Raw genomic sequence first — 18,041 nt, 5'->3', positions numbered from 1 at the left:
ATGCTCGTGGACTTCCGCCCGCACGCCCGCCTGCGCAGTCGCACGAGCCCGGTCACGGTCGAGGAGTCGCTCGGTCCGGTGGTCGGCGCGCTCGGCGAGAGCGACACCGACCTGTCGCGCGTGCGCGTCGTCTGCGACTGGGTGCAGTACCGGCAGAACTTCCGGGACGTCGTCGAGGTGCGCCCGATCCTCTCCTCGACGCCCGACGCGCCGGTCCCCGAGGGCGTCCGCGACGACGACCTCGAGGTCGCGGTCGACGTGCGCCGCGCGTCCGGCACCGACCTCCGGGCGGCGACGCGCGACGCGCTGGCGACCCGCGAGACGCCGGACGTCGTCCTCGAGGACTGGGGCCCGACGCGCGAGAGCTGCATCTGGGGCTTCAACGCCCTGTACTGGACCGCGCTCGAGCAGTGGGAGAAGGCGACGGGCCAGGCCTACGAGCAGGCGCTGCCGGGCGGGGAGAGCGACGCCCGCAACCACGACGCCGCCCGCGGCGTCATCCGTGAGCTCTTCACGGTCTGGGACGGCCTGGCCGACCGCGGCGCGCTGCCGCCCGAGCTCTACGTCGTCGAGATCGGCGTCGGCAACGGCGCGCAGGCCCGGGTGTTCCTCGACGAGCTCCGCGAGCTCGACGTCGAGCACGGCCGCGGGTACTACCGGCGCCTGCACTACCTCATGTGCGACTACTCGCCGCACGTCCTCGACCTCGCCCGCGAGACCGTCGCCGACCACGCCGAGCACGTCAGCTCGTTCGTCATGGACGCCTGCAAGCCGCGGTCGGTGCTGGCGTTCCTGCAGTTCCGGGTCTTCCTGATCTACATCTCGAACGTCTACGACAACCTGCCGACCGACGAGGTCGCCCAGCTCGGCGGGCGCACCTACCTCGTCGAGTCGCGGGCGTTCCTGCCCGCCGCGGACGCCGCCGAGATCGCCGCGTCGGTCAACGCCCGGCCCGACCAGCTCGGCGGGCTCGTCCACGCGCTGCTGCGCCTCGGCCCGACCCTGCTCGCCGAGGCGCGGCCCGACCACGTCGCGAGCCCGGAGGACGCGGTCGAGTTCTGGCGGCGGACGTGGTCGGCGGTCCGTCTCGCCGAGCGCTACGCCGGGCTGGCCGGGCTGGACACCTACGAGCTCTCGCCCACCGTCAACGGCGAGGCGCTGCGCCCGCTGCTGGAGTCCGGCGCGGACGTCCGCATGCACGTCAGCAACGGGGCGGTCGCGAGCTTCACCGAGACGATCGGGCTGCTCCACCCCTTCGGCAAGCTCGTGTGCCACGACCTGTTCGCGCGGGACGTGGGCGCGTACCGCACCGGGTTCCGCGGGCCGGGCAAGTACGACGGCTCGGTCGTGAACTGGGTGAACGGTCCGCTGCTCGCCCACATCGGCCGGCGGCGCGGGTTCGACGTCCGCTACGCGCCGTTCGCCCACCGCTCCGGCACCAACATCGTCACGATGACCGCGCAGGTGAGGGACTGATGATGCCGACCTCGCTCCTCCCGACCACCGTCGTCGGCTCCTGGCCCGTGCCGGAGTGGCTCGAGCGCCTCAAGACCGACTGGTTCCGCAGCCGGATGAGCCGCACCCAGCTCGACGGGGTCCACGACTGCGCGGTGACCGCCGCGATCAAGGACCAGGAGCTGACCGGGCTCGACATCGTCACCGACGGCGAGCTGCGTCGCGACAACGACGTCGACTACCTGCTCGCGCGCATCCCGGGCATCGCGATCCCGCAGCTCGCGAAGGACTTCTACTACGACTACTACGACGCGCGCGTCCGCACCCCGCCGGCGGTGCCGGACGACGCCGGGCTGGGCCTCGACGCGGACCTCGCCTTCACCCGCGCGCGCACCGACCGGCCGGTGAAGTTCTCGCTGACCGGCCCGTTCTCGCTCGCCCACCGCGTCACCGACACCGTGCACGACGACCCGGCGGAGCTGGTGCGGGCGATCGCCCGCGTGCTGGGCGGGGTGGCGGGGGTGCTGCGCGACGCGGGGGCGGACGTGCTGCAGATCGACGAGCCGTTCCTCGCCGGCTACCCCGAGCAGGTCGGGCTCGCCGTCGAGGCGATCAACATCGTCACGCGCGAGGTCGACGTCACCTGGGCGCTGCACGTCTGCTACGGCAACCGCTACGCCCGCCCGCTGTGGGAGGGGCACTACGACTTCCTGTTCCCCGCCGTCCTCGACGCGCACATCGACCAGCTGGTGCTCGAGTTCGCGCGCAAGGGCGACGAGGATCTCCCGGTGATCGCCCGCTCGGGATGGGACCGCACGCTGGGGCTCGGGGTCATCGACGTCAAGTCGCACACCGTCGAGACGCCCGAGCTCGTCGCGGCGCGCATCCGCCGGGCGCTCGACCTGGTCCCCGCCGAGCGTCTGGTGATCAACCCCGACTGCGGCCTGCGACACCTGCCCACGGCGGTGGCGACGGCGAAGCTGCGGGCGATGGTCGAGGGCACGGCGCGGGTGCGCGCGGAGCTGGGGGCCGTCCCCGGGCTGGTGCCGGCCTGATCAGACCCACCGGCGCATCGTGCTCAGCTCGAGCGCGTCGCGGCGCGAGAGCGTGAACTCCGTGGCGCCGAGGTTCTCGCGCAGCCGCTCCGGACCGGACGCCTTCGGGAAGACGATCAGCCCGTGCTCGAGGTGCCAGCGCAGCACGACCTGGGCCGGGGTGCGGCCGAGCCGCGCGGCGACCCGCCGGGCGACGGGGTGGTCGACGAGGCGGCCCTCGCGCAGCGGCCCCCACGACTCGGTCGCGATGCCCCGGCGGCGGTGATGGGCGCGCAGGGCCCGGTGCGGGGTGCGGGGGTTGACCCGGATCTGGTGCACCGACGGCACGACGCCGGTCTCCGCGACGAGGTGGTCGAGCTGCCGGCGGTCGAAGTTGGAGACGCCGATCGAGCGCACGCGCCCGTCCGCGCGCAGCGCCGCCATGGCACGCCAGGCGGCGACGTCGCTGTCGGGGCCGTCCGGGCCGGGGCGGTGGATGAGGAAGAGGTCGACGTGGTCGGTGCCGAGCCGCTCGAGGCTCGCCTCGAGCGCCGCGACCGCGGCGTCGTAGGAGTGCTCGGCGTCGTGGAGCTTGGTCGTGATCCACACGTCGTCGCGCGGCACGCCGGCGTCGCTCAGGCCCTGCCCGACCCCGGCCTCGTTGCCGTACTGCGCGGCGGTGTCGACGTGGCGGTAGCCCATCGTGAGGGCCTCGGCGACCAGCGCGGCGGTGTCCTCGGGTGGCACGTGGTAGACGCCGAGCCCGAACTGCGGGATCGCGGTGCCGTCGTTGAGCGTGAGGTACGGGGTGGCCATCACGGGCCTTCCTACCCGCCCCCTACCGACTCAGCGCCTTCTCCCCCGTCCAGGCGCCGTGCCGGAACGTCGAGGACTCGGTGACGACGGCGGCGAGCAGCGCCGCGGGCGTGACGTCGAAGGCGGGGTTGTAGACGGGCGTGTCCGGCGGCGCCGTGACGACGCCGGCGAACCCCCGCACCTCGTCGGCCGCGCGCTCCTCGATGACGATGTCCGCGCCGGAGGCCGTCGCGCGGTCGACGGTGGTCTCGGGCGCGACGACGACCACCGGGACGTCGTGGCGGGCGGCGGCGCAGGCCAGCGCGTAGGTACCGATCTTGTTGGCGACGTCGCCGTTGGCGGCGATGCGGTCGGCGCCGACCACGACGGCGTCGACGAGCCCCTGGGCCATCGCCGACGCCGCCGCCCCGTCGACCAGCAGGCGGTGCGGCACGCCCACCTCGCGCAGCTCCCACACCGTCAGCCGCGCGCCCTGCAGCAACGGTCGGGTCTCGCCGGCGAGGACCTCCGCGACGCGGCCCCGCTCGGCGAGCTCCCGGACCGCGCCCAATGCCGTGCCCCAGGTGACCGTGGCCAGCGCGCCGGCGTTGCAGTGGGTCAGCAGGCGCAGCGGGCGGTCGGGGCCGAGCGCGGTCAGGACGTCCGCCGCGCGGGCGCCGAGGCGGCGGTTCGTGGCCTCGTCCTCGTCGAGCACCGCGCAGGCCTCGGCGACCACGGCGTCGGCGCCGTCGTCGAGCCGGGCGAGCGCCCGCTCGACCCCGCGGCGCAGGTTGACCGCGGTCGGGCGGACCGCGGCGACCCGTTCCGCCTCGGCCCGCACCGTGGCGGGGTCGCCGGGATGCCGGCGGGCGGCGAGCGCGACGCCGAGCGCCCCCGTGGCGCCCAGCGCGGGCGCGCCGCGGATCGTGAGGTCGGCGATCGCGTCGATCAGCGTGTCCACGCTCGCCAGGCGGCGCACCCGGTACTCCCCCGGCAGCGCGCGCTGGTCGATCGCCAGGACGGCCGGCCCGCCGGCACCGTCGCGGTCCTCCCAGTCCACCGTCCGCGCCATGGGCACCACTCTCACCCCGCGGGTCCGCCGGACGCCAGGCCCGGTCAGCGCCCCTGGTCGCGCAGCAGAGCGTCCAGCCGGGGGTAGACGCGGCGGGCGTTGCCCTCGTAGACGCGCGCCCGGTCGTCGGGGGCGAGGTCCAGGGCGTCGACGTAGCGGCGGGTGTCGTCGAAGTGGTGCCCGGTCTGCGGGTCGATCCCGCGCACGGCCCCCACCATCTCGGAGCCGAACAGGATGTTGGCGTGGTCGATCACGCCGAAGAGCAGGTCGATGCCGGGCTGGTGGTAGACGCAGGTGTCGAAGAAGACGTTGCCCATCAGCGCCTGCTCGACCGCGGGCCGGTCGAGCATGTCGGCCAGGCCGCGGAACCGTCCCCAGTGGTACGGCACCGCGCCGCCGCCGTGCGGGATCACCAGCCGCAGACCGGGGAAGTCGGCGAACAGGTCGGCCTGGAGCAGCTGCATGAACGCGGTGGTGTCGGCGTTGAGGTAGTGCGAGCCGGTGGCGTGGAAGTTCGGGTTGGTCACCGCGGAGACGTGCACCATCGCCGGCACGTCGAGCTCGACCATCGCCTCGTAGAACGGGTACCAGGCCTTGTCCGTCAGCGGCGGCGCGGTCCAGTGGCCCCCCGAGGGGTCGGGGTTGAGGTTGACGCCGACGAACCCCAGCTCCTCGACGCAGCGACGCAGCTCGCCCACCGCGTGCTCGATCGGCACCCCGGGCGACTGCGGGAGCTGCCCGACGCCGGCGAAGTGACGGGGGAAGAGCCCCACGACGCGGGCGATCAGGTCGTTGCAGGCTCGCGTCCAGGCGGCGCTGACGGCCTCGTCGCCGACGTGGTGGCCCATCGCCGACGCCCGGGGCGAGAAGATCGTCAGGTCGATGCCGCGCTCGGCCATGAGCGGCAGCTGGCTGCCCTCGACGCTCTCCCGGATCGCGTCGTCGGGGATCTCCGGGTAGATCGGGGCCGGCGTCCCCGCGTCCGCCGCGGCGGTCTGGGCGGCGCGCCAGTCGGTGTGGGCCGCGGGGGCCGTCGTGTAGTGGCCGTGGCAGTCGATGATCACGGTTTCGGCGCTCCGTCCCGTAGTGCGGCGAGCAGGTCGTGGGCGGCGGTGGCGCTGCGGGGCGCGACGCCGAGCTCGCGCAGCTGCTGCGCGGCCGCGGCCATCTCGTCGGCGCGGCGGCGCGCGTGGCGGTGGGTGCCGTCGACGAGGCGCTCGATCGTGGCGGCGTCGAACCCGGCGAGCTCGGCGGCGATGTTGCCGGCCAGCCAGTCCTCGCAGCCCGCCGCCCGGGCACCCTCGAGGGCCTCGACCACCGCCGCCGCGAGACCCTTGTAGAACACGCTGCGCAGGAGCTTGCGGGAGATCGCGGTCCCGGCCGGGCCCGGCTGCACGGTGACGTCGGCGCCGAGTGAGCCGAGCAGACCCGCGTACCGCGCGGCGCCCTCCCCGCTGACCAGCATCGGTGTGCGCAGGCCCTTGCCGGGCACCGGCGACATCAGGGCCACGTCGACCACCGCGACCCCGTCCGGCGCCGCCTCGACGAGCGCCGCCTTCGTCCCCGGCGACGCGGTGTTGAGGTCCGCCCAGACCGTGCCCGGGCGCAGGCCCGCGGCGGCGTTCGCCAGGGCGTCGAGCGCGTCGTGGGAGCTGTTGACCGACAGCACGAGGTCGGCGTCGCGGACCGCGTCGGCCTCGTCGACCCGCGCGCTGATCATGTCAGCCGGTGTCACCTCCGGGTCGTAGCCGCGCACGTCGGCACCGGCGGCGACGAGGTCGGCGGCGATCTCCGACCCCGCCTCACCGAGGCCGAGCACGGCGACGGCGGTGCTCACGACGCTGTGCCGGCGACCGGCGGCGTGCCGTGGGTGTGGAACGACGCGATCGTCTGCAGGCCCCAGGCCTGGCCCTTCGCCCGCTCGGCCTCGGTCCAGTCGACCGGCTCCCAGTCCGGCGCGAGGACCAGCCGGGCGCCCGCGTTGCACAGCTCGATGCGGTTGCCGGCAGGCTCGTAGACGTAGAGGAAGACCGTCTGCTGGATCGCGTGCTTGTGCGGGCCGGTCTCGATGAACACGCCGTGGTCGATCGCGATGTCGGCGGCCCGCAGGATGTCGGCGCGGCTGTCGACGGCGAAGGCGATGTGGTGCAGGCGGCCGGCGGTGCCGGTGCGGTCGCGGGTGTAGACCGCGTCGTAGCCCTTGTTCGTGAAGGTCGTCCAGCTGCCGGCGACCGACCCGTCGTCGAGCACGATCTGCTCGGTGACCATCGCGCCGAGCGTGTCGCGCAGGTAGTCGCGGTTGGTCTCCACCTCGACGCCGAGGTAGTTGACGTGGTCGAGGCGCCGCACGCACACCCCGCGGCCGGGGTAGGCCTGGGCCTGGTTCTTCAGTGACGGCGCGAGCTCCGTGGGCGCGCGGTACCACTCCGTCTCGTAGTAGATCCCGACCTCGTGGCCGTCGGGGTCGGTGAACAGGTACGTCGGCCCGGTGCCGGGGTCGCCGTCGACCCACCCGAGGCCGCGCCCCGTCGCCTCGATCGCCGCGACCCGGCGCTCGAGGGCCTCCGGGCTCGCGGCGCGCAGGCTCGTGCGGCCGATCCCGGAGGTCGCGTGCGGGGTGAGCTTGAGCGTCGTCTGCTCGTAGTCGTCGAACGCGCGCAGGAGCACCGAGTCGCCGGCGGTCCCGTTCACCGTCAGCCCGAGGTAGTCGGTGAAGAAGGCGACGCTCTCCTCGAGCACCGGGGTCCGCAGCTCGAGGTGGGCGAGGTGGGCGACGTCGTGCAGGGGTGGCACGGCTAGGACTCCTGTCCGGGGCGGGGGAAGGCGACGCCGTCCATGAGCATCCGGGCCGTGCGCACGACCCCGGAGCGGACCACCCGCGGCGGGGTCACCGAGGTGTCGACGGCGACGTCGACGAGGAAGTGCCCGGTCGGGTGCTCGACGTCGATCCGCGTCGCGCCCGCGGGCCACGTCTCCGCGATCTCGTGGCCCACCGCGCCGGGCAGCAGCATCCCCGTGACCACGCTGACCGCGGCGAGCACGCCCACCGCCGTGTGCGGGCGGACCGGGATGAACGACCGGGTGGCCACCTGGCCGCCGTCGGCGGGCGGGGCGAGCAGGACGGTCTTGGGCACCGACGACGCCGTCACGTCGCCGAGGCCCATGAGCGCGCCGGCCTTGGTGCGCAGGCCGTCGATGCGCGCGGCCAGCGCGGTGTCGGCGGCGAGGTCCTCGTGGCTCTCGTGACCGGTGAGGTCGAAGGCCGCGGCGAGGGCGAGCACCACGGGCATCCCGTTGTCGACGCACGTGACCTCGACGCCGTCGACGGTGTCGCGCACCCGGCCGGTCGGCAGCAGGGCGCCCGTCGCCGAGCCCTCGGTGTCGGCGAACGCGAGCGTGATCCCGGCGGCGGTGCCGGGGACCCCGGCGATCGCGACGTCGCCGGCGAACGTGACCCGCCCGCCGGGGGTGGCGACGGTCGCCACGGCGGTGCTGTCGGAGTTGACCATGCGGATGCGGACGTCGGTGGTGCCGTCGGCCGCGGCGACGAGGCCTCGCCCGATCGCGAACGGGCCGACCCCCGCGAGGATGTTGCCGCAGTTCTGCTGGTCGGAGACGGTCGGCTCGTCGACGCCGAGCTGGAGGAACAGGTAGTCGACGTCGGCGTCCGGGTACTCCGACGGGCCGACGACGGCGACCTTGCTCGTCAGCGACGTCGCCCCGCCGAGCCCGTCGATCTGGCGGGGGTCGGGCGTCCCCATGAGGCGCAGCAGCAGGTCGTCGCGCGCGGCCGGGTCCGCGGGCAGGTCGGACGCCTCGACGTAGAGGCCACGCGACGTGCCGCCGCGCATCATCGTGACGCGCACGCCCTCGTCGTCACTCATGCGCCACGTACTCGATCCCCAGCTCCTTCAGCCGGTCGCGCAGGCCGTAGCGGTCGAGGCCCAGCTCGCCTCCCTGGAACGCCTCCCGGGCGGCGGCCTCCTTCTCGACGCGGGCCTGCGACGCCGTGAGCGCCCGCCCGACGTCGGCGCGGGGTACGACCATGACGCCGTCGTCGTCGCCGAGGACGACGTCGCCGGGGTGCACGACCTGCCCGCCGACCGTGACGGGCACGTTCACCGCGCCCGCCGTGGCCTTGACCGAGCCCTGCGCCGAGACCGCGCGCGACCAGACCGGGAAGCCCATCGTCCGCAGGTCGGCGACGTCGCGCACGCCGCAGGACAGCACGACGCCGCGCACGCCGCGGTGGGCGAGCGACGTGGCGAGCAGCTCGCCGAAGAGGCCGTCGCTGGACGGCGACGCGGTGGCGACGACGAGGACGTCGCCGGGGCGGCACTGCTCGACCGCGACGTGGATCATGAGGTTGTCGCCCGGCCAGCAGAGCGCCGTCACGGCGGTCCCCCCGGCGCGGGCGCCGGCCCAGGCGGGGCGGAACTCCGGGCCGAGGTAGCCGACCCGTCCCAGCGCCTCGTGGACCGTCGCGACCCCGTAGTCCCCGAGCGCCGCGGCGTCGCCGGCGTCGGCGCGCGGCGGGTCGGTCACGACCACCGTCCGCATGGGTTCCTCCTCCCGCGAGCGTGTGCGTCGAGCGTCGAATGTGTCGCCAAGATTGTCAACATTTTCTGTGACAGTCGAGTGTGGTGTCGGGCGGCGCTCGACCTCAGGAGCCGGAGGTGCCCTGCGCGACCCGGGGCAGCGTCTCGATGACGCTCGCGAGGTGCGTCCGCATGGCCGCCTCGGCACGGTCGGCGTCGCCGGCGCAGATCGCGTCGACGATCTCGAGGTGCTGGGGCAGCGACACCGAGGCACGTCCCGGCAGCAGCGCCAGCCGGAACTGGTGGCGCACGTTCTGCCCGCGCAGCCGCTCGAGGACGCCGTCGGCAACCGCCTGCCCGCCGACCGACCGCACGGTCGCGTGCAGGCGCCGGTTGAGCTCCGAGTAGCCGAACACGTCGCCGCGCTCGACCGCGGCGCGCATGCCGGTGGCGATCTCCTGCAGCACCGCGCGGTCCTCGTCGGTCGCGCGCTGCGCCGCCTTCGCCGCGCAGAGGCCCTCGACGACCATGCGGACCTCGGAGATCTCGATCGCCTCCGCCAGCGACACCGCCCGCACGCGGGCCCCACGGTTCTGGACGCGCTCGACGAGGCCCTCGGCCGCGAGCTGCACCAGCGCGGTGCGGACCGCCGCCCGGCTCGCGCCGAACTGGACCGAGAGGTCGGCCTCGACGAGCCGCTGGTTCGGCGCGAACTCGCCCTCGTGGATGGCGCGCCGGACCAGGTCGACGACGTCCACCGGGCCGGCGGCGTCCGGTGCGGAGCTCATCGCCGACCTCCCCGGTCCGTGGTGTCCCGTCGCTGTGGTGCCGCCGGACACTACGCGAGCGCCGGCTCCCCGAGGATAGCCGCCAAGAGTCGCCACAAAATTGTTGACAATCCTTGCGCCGATCCTGGCGGGCGGGGAAGCTCACCCCGGTCACCACGACGACGGGAGAGCAGAGTGGCTCCGATGCCGACGACGCCGAGCCCCGGCTGGCTGACCTGGGACCCGACACCGTCGCGTCCGACGATCGCCCTGCCCCCGGGTGCGGTCGACGCGCACTGCCACGTCTTCGGGCCCGGCGACGTCTTCCCCTACGCCCCGGAGCGCAAGTACACCCCGACCGACGCCGGCCGCGAGCAGCTGTTCGCCCTGCGCGACCACCTCGGGTTCGACCGGCAGGTCGTCGTGCAGGCGACGTGCCACGGGGCGGACAACCGGGCGATGGTCGACGCCGTGCGCACCGCAGGCGGCCGGGCCCGCGGGATCGCCACCGTGCGCCCCGACGTCACCGCGCCCGAGCTGCGCGAGCTCGACGACGCCGGCGTCCGGGGCGTCCGGTTCGCCTTCCTGAAGCGGCTCGTCGACGCCGCCACGCCCGACGAGATGGCGGCGATCGTCGCCGCGGTCGCGCCGCTGGGCTGGCACGTCGTGGTCTACCTCGAGGCCGCCGACCTGCCCGGCATGGAGGACGTCCTCGCGCGGCTCCCGGTGCCGGTCGTCGTCGACCACATGGCGCGTCCCGACGTCACCGGCGACCCCGACGGCCCCGAGTTCGCGCGGTTCCTGCGGTTCGTCGAGCGCCACGACGTGTGGGTCAAGGTCGGCTGCCCGGAGCGCCTGTCGGTCACCGGGCCGCCCGCGGTCGACGGCGAGCGGCACGCGTACACCGACGTCGTGCCCTTCGCCCGGCGCGTCGTGGCCGAGCACGGCGACCGCGTGCTGTGGGGCACCGACTGGCCCCACCCCAACCTCACCGACCACATGCCCGACGACGGGCTGCTCGTCGACCACGTCGCCCACCTCGCGCCGGACGCCGACGCGCGGCGCCGCCTGCTCGTCGACAACCCGATGCGCCTGTACTGGCCCGAGGAGGGCTCGTCATGACCGACACCGCGCCCGCCGGACCCGGCGCCCCCACCGCGCAGCAGCGTCTCGACCGGCTCCCGATCGGACGCTTCCACCTCGTGACGCTGGTGGCGGTGTCCTTCGCGTACTTCTTCGAGTTCGCCGACATCAACACCTTCGCCGTCACGGCGCCGCGTCTGCTCAAGCTGTGGGGCGTCACCGTCGACCAGGTCGCCTACGTGACCTCGACGTCCTTCGTCGGCATGTTCCTCGGGTCGATCGGGGCCGGCGCGCTCGCCGACCGTGTGGGGCGCAAGCGCGCGCTGACCGTCACGGTGGTCTTCTTCGGCGTCTTCTCGCTGGCGTCGGTGTTCTCGTGGGACGTCGTCTCGCTCGGCGTGTTCCGGTTCCTCACCTCCGCCGGGCTCGCGGCCATGACCGTCGTCGCGGTGATCTACGTCAGCGAGCTGTTCCCGGCCGCGAAGCGCGGCAAGTACCAGGCGTACGCCATCGCGATCGGGATCTGCGGCACCCCGGCCACCAGCCTCATCGCGAGCTTCGTCGTCCCGATGTCGGACTGGTCCTGGCGCCTGGTCTACCTCTGGGGCGCGCTCGGGCTGTTCTTCGTGTTCTTCCTGGGCCGGCTGCGCGAGTCGCCGCGCTGGCTGGAGAGCCGCGGCGAGCACGAGCGCGCGGACGCCGTGCTGCGCGACATCGAGTCCTCCGTCGCCGCGGAGAAGGGCCCGCTGCCCGAGCCCGCGCCGGCGGCGACCGCCACGGCCGGCGCGGCCCCCGACGGCGAGGTCTGGTGGCGGGTGCTCCTGCGCCGGCGTGTCCTGCTGCCGGTGCTGCTGCTCAGCGTCCTGTGGGTCACGCAGACGATCGGCTTCTTCGGGTACTCGAGCTGGGCCCCGACGCTGCTGGCCAAGCAGGGCTTCAGCGTCGAGAACTCGATCTTCTACGTCGCCCTCACCACCATCGGCGCGCCGCTGGGCTGCCTGCTCGCGGCGGCCGTCACCGACCGGTTCGAGCGCAAGTGGTGCCTGGCGGTGTTCGGCGCCGTCATCGGGGTCTGCGGGCTGTTCTACGGGCTGACCTTCGACCCGGTGCTCATCGTCGTGTTCGGCTTCATGGTCAACCTCGTCGAGCGCGGCTACACCGCCCTGGCGTACGCCTACTCCCCCGAGCTGTTCGACACCCGCACCCGATCGCTGGGCACCGGCATCTCGTACGGCGTCGGCCGGCTCTCCAACGCCGCCGGGCCGCTGATCATCGCGGCCCTCTACAACGGCAGCGGCTACCAGAGCGTCTTCGTGTTCATCGCCGCGACGTGGGTCGTCGGCGCGATCGTCGTCGCGCTGTTCGGACCGCGGACGAAGCTGCGCCGTGCCACGACGACACCGGAGCCCGCCGCGGCCTGATCACGCCGTGTCGATCAGGCCGTGCGGATCGCCTCGAACGGGGCGGTCGGCTGGTGGGTCGCGAAGCGGCGGGGCTTCGGGCCCGCGGGCGGCTGCGCCGTCGGCGTCGTGGGCAGGCACGGGAACGCCGAGGGGTTGCCGCGGGTGTCCGCCGAGGCCAGCACCTCCACGCCGAACGGCCAGCCCGTGCGGCGGGCCGCGCGGGCGGCGTCGGCGAGGTCCTCGAGATCGCGCCCGCCCACGCCGCTCGCCGTGCCCGACGCGGACCGGGCCGGCGGGGGTGTGGGCGCGGGCGTCGGCGCGGGATCGGGTGCCGGCGCGGCGCGCCGGCCCTGCCGCCCCTTGCTGTGGTGTCCCATCGCCGACACTCCCTCGCGGGTGAGCACGCTCGCACGAACCACCGTCACCCGGTGAACGAGCGGGGCGGCCGGAGGCAACGACGGTTCCGCCCGTCGGGGCTCAGGCCGGTGCCGTCGCGCCCGCCCGGCTCAGCGCGAACCCCTCGTAGCCCTTCGCCGCGACGTCGTCGCAGATGCCGCGGTACACCCCGACGCCGCCGACGTACGGGTAGAGGCTGCGGTGCTTGCCCGGGATGTTGGCGCCGACCCACCACGAGTTCGCCCGGGGCAGCAGCGTCGTCTCGGTGACCTCGTCGTGGTGGGCGACCCAGCCGTCCTCCGCCTCGGCGACCGGCTCGATCCGCTCGACGCCCTGCTCGCGCAGGTGGCGCAGGCAGTCGGCGACCCAGTCGACGTGCTGCTCGATCGAGACGACCATGTTGGAGAGCACCGACGGGCTCTGCGGGCCGGTGAGCATGAACAGGTTCGGGAAGCCGACGCTGGCGATCCCGAGGTAGGTCCGGGGCCCCGCGGCCCACTTGTCCGCGAGGCCCAGCCCGTCGCGACCGGTGATGTTCAGCCGGTACAGCGTCCCCGTCATGGCGTCGAACCCGGTCGCGTACACGATGGCGTCGACCTCGTACTCGCGCTCCGCGGTCCGCACCCCGGTGGGCGTGATCTCCTCGATCGGCGTGCGCCGGGCGTCGACCAGCGTCACGTTCTCGCGGTTGTAGGTCTCGTAGTAGCCGTTCTCCAGCGGCGGGCGCTTGGTGAAGAACGGGTGGTCCTTCGGCGCGAGCATCTCGGCGACCTCGGGGTCGTCGACCCGCTCCCGGATCTTGTTGCGGAGGAACTCGGCGGCGGTCTCGTTGGCGTCGGCGTCGAGCAGCAGGTCGTTGAACGTCGTGCCGAGCCGGAAGCCGCCCTGCGACCACGCCTCCTCGAAGATCTCCTGGCGCTCGCCCTCGGGCACCGAGAGGGCCGTCCGGTCCGCGACGTCGTAGGGGAACCCGAACGCCGTGTCCCGCGTCCGCGCCCAGATCGCGCGGTAGTCGTCCTTGATCCGGCGGTCGAACTCGGCGGTGACCGGGTGGTTCCCGCCGGCGATGTCGTAGTTCGGGGTGCGCTGGAAGACGGTGACGTGCGCCGCCTGCTCGGCGACCTCGGGGATGAGCTGCACGCCCGTGGCGCCGGTGCCGATCACGGCGACCCGTTGGCCGGTGAAGTCGACGCCCTCGTGCGGCCAGAGCCCGGTGTGGAACGTCGGGCCCCGGAAGCTGTCGCGGCCGGGGAACTCCGGCAGGTTCGTCGTCGACAGGCAGCCGACCGCGGTCACGAGGAAGCGGGCCGACACCCGGTCCCCCGCGTCGGTGTCGACCAGCCAGCGCCCGGCGTCCTCGTCCCAGGACGCGGCGGTGACGGTGGTACCGAAGCGGATGTCGCGGCGCAGGTCGAAGCGCTCGGCGACGGTCTGGAGGTAGCGCAGGATCTCCGGCTGGCCGGCGAAGCGCTCGGTCCAGGTCCACTCCTCGAGGAGATCTTCGGAGAGGCGGTCGGAGAAGCTGTAGAAGTAGCTCTCGGAGTCGCAGCGCGCTCCGGGGTAGCGGTTCCAGTACCAGGTGCCGCCCACGTCGTCGGCGGTCTCGATCAGCAGCGCCGACATCCCGAGGGTGTCGCGTAGGCGGTGGAGCATGTAGAGCCCGGAGAACCCGGCTCCCACCACGACGGCATCGAGATCGGTGGACACGGCCTCGGACATCGGCGTCCTCCTCGTCGTCCCGGCGCGTGACGCGCCTCACCCCGAGGGTGCAACGCGACGTGGTCGGTCGACTACCGCCCGATGGCCTCTCCGCATCGGTCAAGGCGGGGGATCGGCCGGCTCAGCCCAGGTCGTTCGTGCGGAACGTGTCGCACCGGGTGGGGTCGCCGGTCGTGTAGCCGGTCGTCAGCCACTTCTTGCGCTGGGCCGAGGTGCCGTGGGTGAACGAGTCCGGGTCGACCGTCCCGCCGCCGAGCCGGCCCTGGATGTAGTCGTCGCCGATGCGCTGCGCCGCGTCGATCGCGCCGTCGAGGTCGGCCTGGGTGATCTCGGTGAAGAACGCCGGCCGGCCGCCCGCGGGCTGCGCGGCGTGGTTCATCCAGACCCCGGCGTAGCAGTCGGCCTGCAGCTCGAGGCGCACGGAGTCCGACGTCGCGCCCTGCCGCGTGCGGACGGCCGCCTCGGTACCGAGCAGGTCCTGGACGTGGTGGCCGTACTCGTGGGCGAGGACGTACGCGTTGGTGAGCCCGCCGCCCTGGGCCCCGAACTGCTGGCGCAGCTGGTCGTAGAAGCTCAGGTCGATGTACACGAGGTCGTCGGCCGGGCAGTAGAACGGCCCGGAGCTCGAGTCGGCGCTGCCGCAGCGGGTGTTCACCGTGCCGGTGAAGAACTTCGTGTCGACGTTCGTGTACCGCGGCTGGGCGCCGCGCACGGTCGGGGCGACCGCGGCGTAGCCGCCGCCCGCCCAGTAGGCCTGGATCGAGTTGATGTCCGCGACGATCGCGCAGTCGGGGTTGCGGTTCGCGTCGGCGCCCGTGCGGCAGGTGCTCGCGAGCTGCGAGGTGCCGGCCACCGCCGGGCCCCCGGGCTGGCCGAAGCCGCCCGCGACCGACGAACCCGTGGTGCTCCCGGTCCCCCCGCCGAAGAACTGGAGGGCGAGGAAGCCGACGACCACGACCACGACCACGACCACGATGAGGACCCAGCTGACCTTCCCGCTGCGCCCGCGGAAGAGCAGCCCGATGAGCAGCGGCAGCAGGCCGCCGCCCATCCCCCCGCCGCCACCGCCGAGCCCGCCGCCACCGAACCCGGCCGACCCGCCGCCGCCCTCGCCCCGCGCGTCGGTGACCTCGGACGCGTCGAGCTCGGCGTCGTCGTTGTAGCGCATCCGTCGTCCTTCGGGTCGGCCGTCGTCGATGGTCCCAGCGGTGATCCTGGCGCACCGACGTGCCGCACCGGGACATCCTGCGGGTCCGGATCGTCACGACACGCGCCGCCGCGGTTGCTGGTGTCGACGGTCCGCGTGCGGTGCGCTGCGGGGCGTGAGCACCCCGGGGCGCCCGCCCCTCCCCCTGGCACCGCGCCGGGACGCCGCCCTGTCCGTGGGCCGCGCCACGCTGACCGTCGCGGCGCTCGTCCTCGTCTACTACCTGCTCCCGCTGACCCAGGAGTCGGCGGCCGTCACCGGGCTGGCGCTGGTGGGCGGCCTGATCGGGCTCGGCGTGCTGCTGGTGTGGCAGCTGCAGGCCATCGTCCGGGCCCCGTACCCCGGCCTGCGGGCGTTCGAGACGCTCGCCCTCGCGATCCCCGCCTTCCTCCTGCTGTTCGCCGCGGTCTACGTCCTCGCGTCCGACAGCGACCCGGCGTCGTTCACCGAACCGCTGACCCGCACCGACGCGATCTACTTCGCCGTGACCGTGTTCGCGACCGTCGGCTTCGGCGACATCGCGGCGCTCGCGCAGTCGACGCGCATCGTCGTGACCCTGCAGATGGTCGGCGACCTCCTGGTCATCGGCCTCGTGCTGCGCGCGGTGCTGGACGCGGTCGAGCGGGGCCGTCAGCGGCGCGTGCGGGGCCCGGAGACGGGATCGTGACGTCCGCGGACGTCTGGGTCGTGGCCGGGGCGCCCGGCGCGGGGAAGAGCACGGTGGCCGACCGGCTCGCCCGTCTGCTGCGCCCGGTGCCGGCGCTGCTCGACAAGGACACGATGTACGGCGGGTTCGTCGCCGCCACGCTCGCGGCGGCCGGTCGCCCGGACGGCGAGCGCGAGGGCGACTGGTACGACGAGCACGTCAAGGTCCACGAGTACGGCGGGATGACGGCCGTCGCGACGGAGATCCGCGAGCGCGGGTGCCCGGTGCTGCTCTGCGCGCCGTTCACCGGGTTCGTGCGCGACCCCGCGCGGTGGTCGGCGTGGGTGGCCGAGCTCGGCGGCGACCCCGTCCGCCTCGTCTGGGCCTCGTGCGACCCGGCCACCCTCCGCCGGCGTCTCGAGGCCCGGGGCCGCCCACAGGACGCCGGCAAGCTCGCCGCGTTCGACGCGTTCGTCGCCCGCATGCGCCCCGACATCCCCCCGCCGGTGCCCCACCTCCGGATCGACACCACCGCCCCCCTCGACCCCCAGCTCCGCGCGGCCCTGGCGGGGTCCTGAGCGGGGTCTCGAGGCCCGGGGTGTTGTCAGCCTGGCGTCCACGCTGATGCTCAACGTCAGGAAAGCCACCACGATCACCGGTGGCCCTCAGAGTCCGAGCATGGCCTCGGCGTTGCCGTGGGTGACGGCGTGGCGCTCGTCGTCGGTGAGGTCGGCGCCGTCGAGGAAGGCGCGGGTGCCGTCCATCGTCAGGTACGGGTGGTCGACCGACCAGATCACGCGGTCGAGCCCCACGACGTCGCGGACGAACGCGAGCTGGCCGGCGTGGAACATCCCGCTCGGCGTGATCCACACGTGCTCGCGGTAGACCTCGCTGATCGACCCGGAGAGGCCGGTCGCCCGCGCCGGGAGGGCGTCGTCGAGGCGCGGCAGGAACCAGGGCACCATCTCGCCCCAGTGCCCGCTGATCACCTGCAGGCCGGGGATCCGCTCGAACACCCCGCCCAGGATCATCCGCAGTACGTGGACGCCGGCCTCGTGGTGCCAGCCCCAGCCGGCGAGCGAGAGCGTCGCGGACACCTCGTCGGCGAACCCGCCGTAGTACGGCTCCTGCACCTGCGGCAGGGGCGCGAACGGGTGCAGGTAGAGCGGCACGCCGAGAGCCGCGGCCCGCTCGAGGGCCGGGCGCTGGCGCGGGTCGTCGAAGAAGGTCGCGCCGGGCCTCCCGACGATCAGCGCACCGCACATCCCGAGTTCCCGCACCGCGCGCTCGAGCTCGTCGGCGGCCGCCTGCGGGTGCTGCCAGGGCAGGACGGCGAAGCCGGCGAGACGGTCGGGGTGTGCCGCGGCGGCCGCTGCCAGACGGTCGTTCGCCGCCCGCGTCAGGCGCACCGCGTCGTCGTCGGGCACGAGCTGGGCGGGGCTGCTGTACGACACGACCTGCATGTCGATGCCGTGTGCGTCCATCGCCGCGATCCGGCCCGCGCCGAGGTCCTGCGCCCGCTCGAGGGCCAGGTCCATGCGCACCGGGACGGGGCGGTCCGCCGACGAGCCGTCGCCGGTGCCCGACGCGAGCTGGCGGTCCAGGTACGGCGCCTCGCGCTCCAGCGCCGGCCCGGCGGCCGCCCGGATGTCGCCGTCGACGGTGTGCTCCTCGATGCAGATCAACCTCATGGCGCCACCCTGCGCGCGTCCGGACCGTCCGGCAGGGCCGACGTCCGTCTCGTGCTCCGTTGCCCGACCGGCGGCCGTGACGGGCGGCTTTGCTGGCGACGCGGGCCGCGGGCGGCGCGTTCGGCGGCTCTCGGACGTGGATCGGGATGCGCAACGTGCTGCTCGCGTGGTGTCTGGTGCGGCTCGGCGAGGTGCGGGGCGGCGTGTGTCAGCGTGGCGTCCACGCTGATGCTCG

The 18,041-nt window shown here is 74.1% G+C and carries 18 protein-coding genes; 6 read left to right on the top strand and 12 right to left on the bottom strand.

The window, feature by feature from the left end; translation table 11 throughout:
- Both ACR9E3_RS31780 and ACR9E3_RS31775 read left to right on the top strand, forming a co-directional pair.
- Entirely contained in the window at nt 1–1,476 is a 1,476-nt protein-coding gene (locus ACR9E3_RS31780; protein ID WP_460385031.1) for a hypothetical protein, read from the top strand.
- A 2-nt stretch (nt 1,477–1,478) separates the two neighbouring features.
- The gene (locus ACR9E3_RS31775; protein WP_460385029.1) at nt 1,479–2,510 is read left to right on the top strand and encodes a uroporphyrinogen decarboxylase/cobalamine-independent methonine synthase family protein; all 1,032 of its coding nucleotides are present in this window, start codon (nt 1,479–1,481) and stop codon (nt 2,508–2,510) included.
- Here the strand turns inward: ACR9E3_RS31775 and ACR9E3_RS31770 are convergent, their stop codons facing one another.
- From ACR9E3_RS31770 to ACR9E3_RS31735, 8 genes are all read right to left on the bottom strand, one after another.
- A complete protein-coding gene (locus ACR9E3_RS31770) occupies nt 2,511–3,305 on the bottom strand; it encodes an aldo/keto reductase (RefSeq protein WP_460385028.1) in 795 nt (264 codons plus the stop codon).
- Nucleotides 3,306–3,327: 22 nt separating this feature from the next.
- The gene (mtnA, locus tag ACR9E3_RS31765) at nt 3,328–4,356 is read right to left on the bottom strand and encodes an S-methyl-5-thioribose-1-phosphate isomerase (protein ID WP_460385027.1); all 1,029 of its coding nucleotides are present in this window, start codon (nt 4,354–4,356) and stop codon (nt 3,328–3,330) included.
- Between the two features lie 44 nt (nt 4,357–4,400).
- Nucleotides 4,401–5,420 carry an amidohydrolase family protein gene (locus ACR9E3_RS31760; protein WP_460385026.1) on the bottom strand — a complete coding sequence of 340 codons (1,020 nt, stop codon included), beginning with the start codon at nt 5,418–5,420 and terminating at the stop codon, nt 4,401–4,403.
- Entirely contained in the window at nt 5,417–6,193 is a 777-nt protein-coding gene (locus ACR9E3_RS31755) for an NAD(P)-dependent oxidoreductase (protein ID WP_460385025.1), read from the bottom strand. The genes ACR9E3_RS31760 and ACR9E3_RS31755 overlap by 4 nt, the downstream gene beginning before the upstream one ends.
- Nucleotides 6,190–7,149: a VOC family protein gene (locus tag ACR9E3_RS31750; RefSeq protein WP_460385023.1), complete on the bottom strand. Its 960-nt coding sequence runs from the start codon at nt 7,147–7,149 to the stop codon at nt 6,190–6,192. The genes ACR9E3_RS31755 and ACR9E3_RS31750 overlap by 4 nt, the downstream gene beginning before the upstream one ends.
- A gap of 2 nt (nt 7,150–7,151) precedes the next feature.
- On the bottom strand, nt 7,152–8,240 hold the full coding sequence (locus ACR9E3_RS31745) for a 4-oxalomesaconate tautomerase (RefSeq protein WP_460385022.1): 1,089 nt from the start codon (nt 8,238–8,240) through the stop codon (nt 7,152–7,154).
- Complete coding sequence (locus tag ACR9E3_RS31740) at nt 8,233–8,916, bottom strand: 4-carboxy-4-hydroxy-2-oxoadipate aldolase/oxaloacetate decarboxylase (RefSeq protein WP_460385021.1); 684 nt, start codon at nt 8,914–8,916, stop codon at nt 8,233–8,235. The genes ACR9E3_RS31745 and ACR9E3_RS31740 overlap by 8 nt, the downstream gene beginning before the upstream one ends.
- Nucleotides 8,917–9,019: 103 nt before the next feature.
- A complete protein-coding gene (locus tag ACR9E3_RS31735) occupies nt 9,020–9,682 on the bottom strand; it encodes a GntR family transcriptional regulator (RefSeq protein WP_460385020.1) in 663 nt (220 codons plus the stop codon).
- 183 nt (nt 9,683–9,865) lie between these two features.
- Between ACR9E3_RS31735 and ACR9E3_RS31730 the strand changes: the two genes are divergently transcribed.
- Nucleotides 9,866–10,783 carry an amidohydrolase family protein gene (locus tag ACR9E3_RS31730; protein WP_460385019.1) on the top strand — a complete coding sequence of 306 codons (918 nt, stop codon included), beginning with the start codon at nt 9,866–9,868 and terminating at the stop codon, nt 10,781–10,783.
- Nucleotides 10,780–12,165: an MFS transporter gene (locus tag ACR9E3_RS31725; protein WP_460385018.1), complete on the top strand. Its 1,386-nt coding sequence runs from the start codon at nt 10,780–10,782 to the stop codon at nt 12,163–12,165. Before ACR9E3_RS31730 ends, ACR9E3_RS31725 begins: the two co-directional genes overlap by 4 nt.
- A gap of 14 nt (nt 12,166–12,179) precedes the next feature.
- On the opposite strand, the gene ACR9E3_RS31720 is transcribed toward ACR9E3_RS31725, so the two are convergent.
- The 3 genes from ACR9E3_RS31720 to ypfJ all read right to left on the bottom strand — a co-directional run bounded on the left by ACR9E3_RS31720 (nt 12,180) and on the right by ypfJ (nt 15,430).
- Nucleotides 12,180–12,524 (bottom strand): hypothetical protein, encoded by a 345-nt coding sequence (locus tag ACR9E3_RS31720; RefSeq protein WP_460385017.1) that lies wholly within the window; start codon nt 12,522–12,524, stop codon nt 12,180–12,182.
- A gap of 100 nt (nt 12,525–12,624) precedes the next feature.
- Complete coding sequence (locus ACR9E3_RS31715) at nt 12,625–14,262, bottom strand: flavin-containing monooxygenase (RefSeq protein WP_460385015.1); 1,638 nt, start codon at nt 14,260–14,262, stop codon at nt 12,625–12,627.
- A 121-nt stretch (nt 14,263–14,383) separates the two neighbouring features.
- A complete protein-coding gene (gene ypfJ, locus ACR9E3_RS31710) occupies nt 14,384–15,430 on the bottom strand; it encodes a KPN_02809 family neutral zinc metallopeptidase (RefSeq protein WP_460385014.1) in 1,047 nt (348 codons plus the stop codon).
- Between the two features lie 154 nt (nt 15,431–15,584).
- Between ypfJ and ACR9E3_RS31705 the strand changes: the two genes are divergently transcribed.
- Nucleotides 15,585–16,136, top strand: coding sequence for a potassium channel family protein (locus tag ACR9E3_RS31705; protein WP_460385013.1), 552 nt, complete (start codon nt 15,585–15,587; stop codon nt 16,134–16,136).
- Entirely contained in the window at nt 16,133–16,693 is a 561-nt protein-coding gene (locus ACR9E3_RS31700) for an AAA family ATPase (protein ID WP_460385012.1), read from the top strand. The genes ACR9E3_RS31705 and ACR9E3_RS31700 overlap by 4 nt, the downstream gene beginning before the upstream one ends.
- 87 nt (nt 16,694–16,780) lie before the next feature.
- Here the strand turns inward: ACR9E3_RS31700 and ACR9E3_RS31695 are convergent, their stop codons facing one another.
- Nucleotides 16,781–17,806 carry an amidohydrolase family protein gene (locus ACR9E3_RS31695; RefSeq protein WP_460385010.1) on the bottom strand — a complete coding sequence of 342 codons (1,026 nt, stop codon included), beginning with the start codon at nt 17,804–17,806 and terminating at the stop codon, nt 16,781–16,783.
- Nucleotides 17,807–18,041 lie beyond the last annotated feature (235 nt).

It is taken from the genome of Actinomycetospora sp. C-140 (assembly GCF_054796175.1).
The sequence above is the reverse complement of the archived record's forward strand: the minus strand, read 5'-3'. Positions and strand labels throughout refer to the sequence as shown.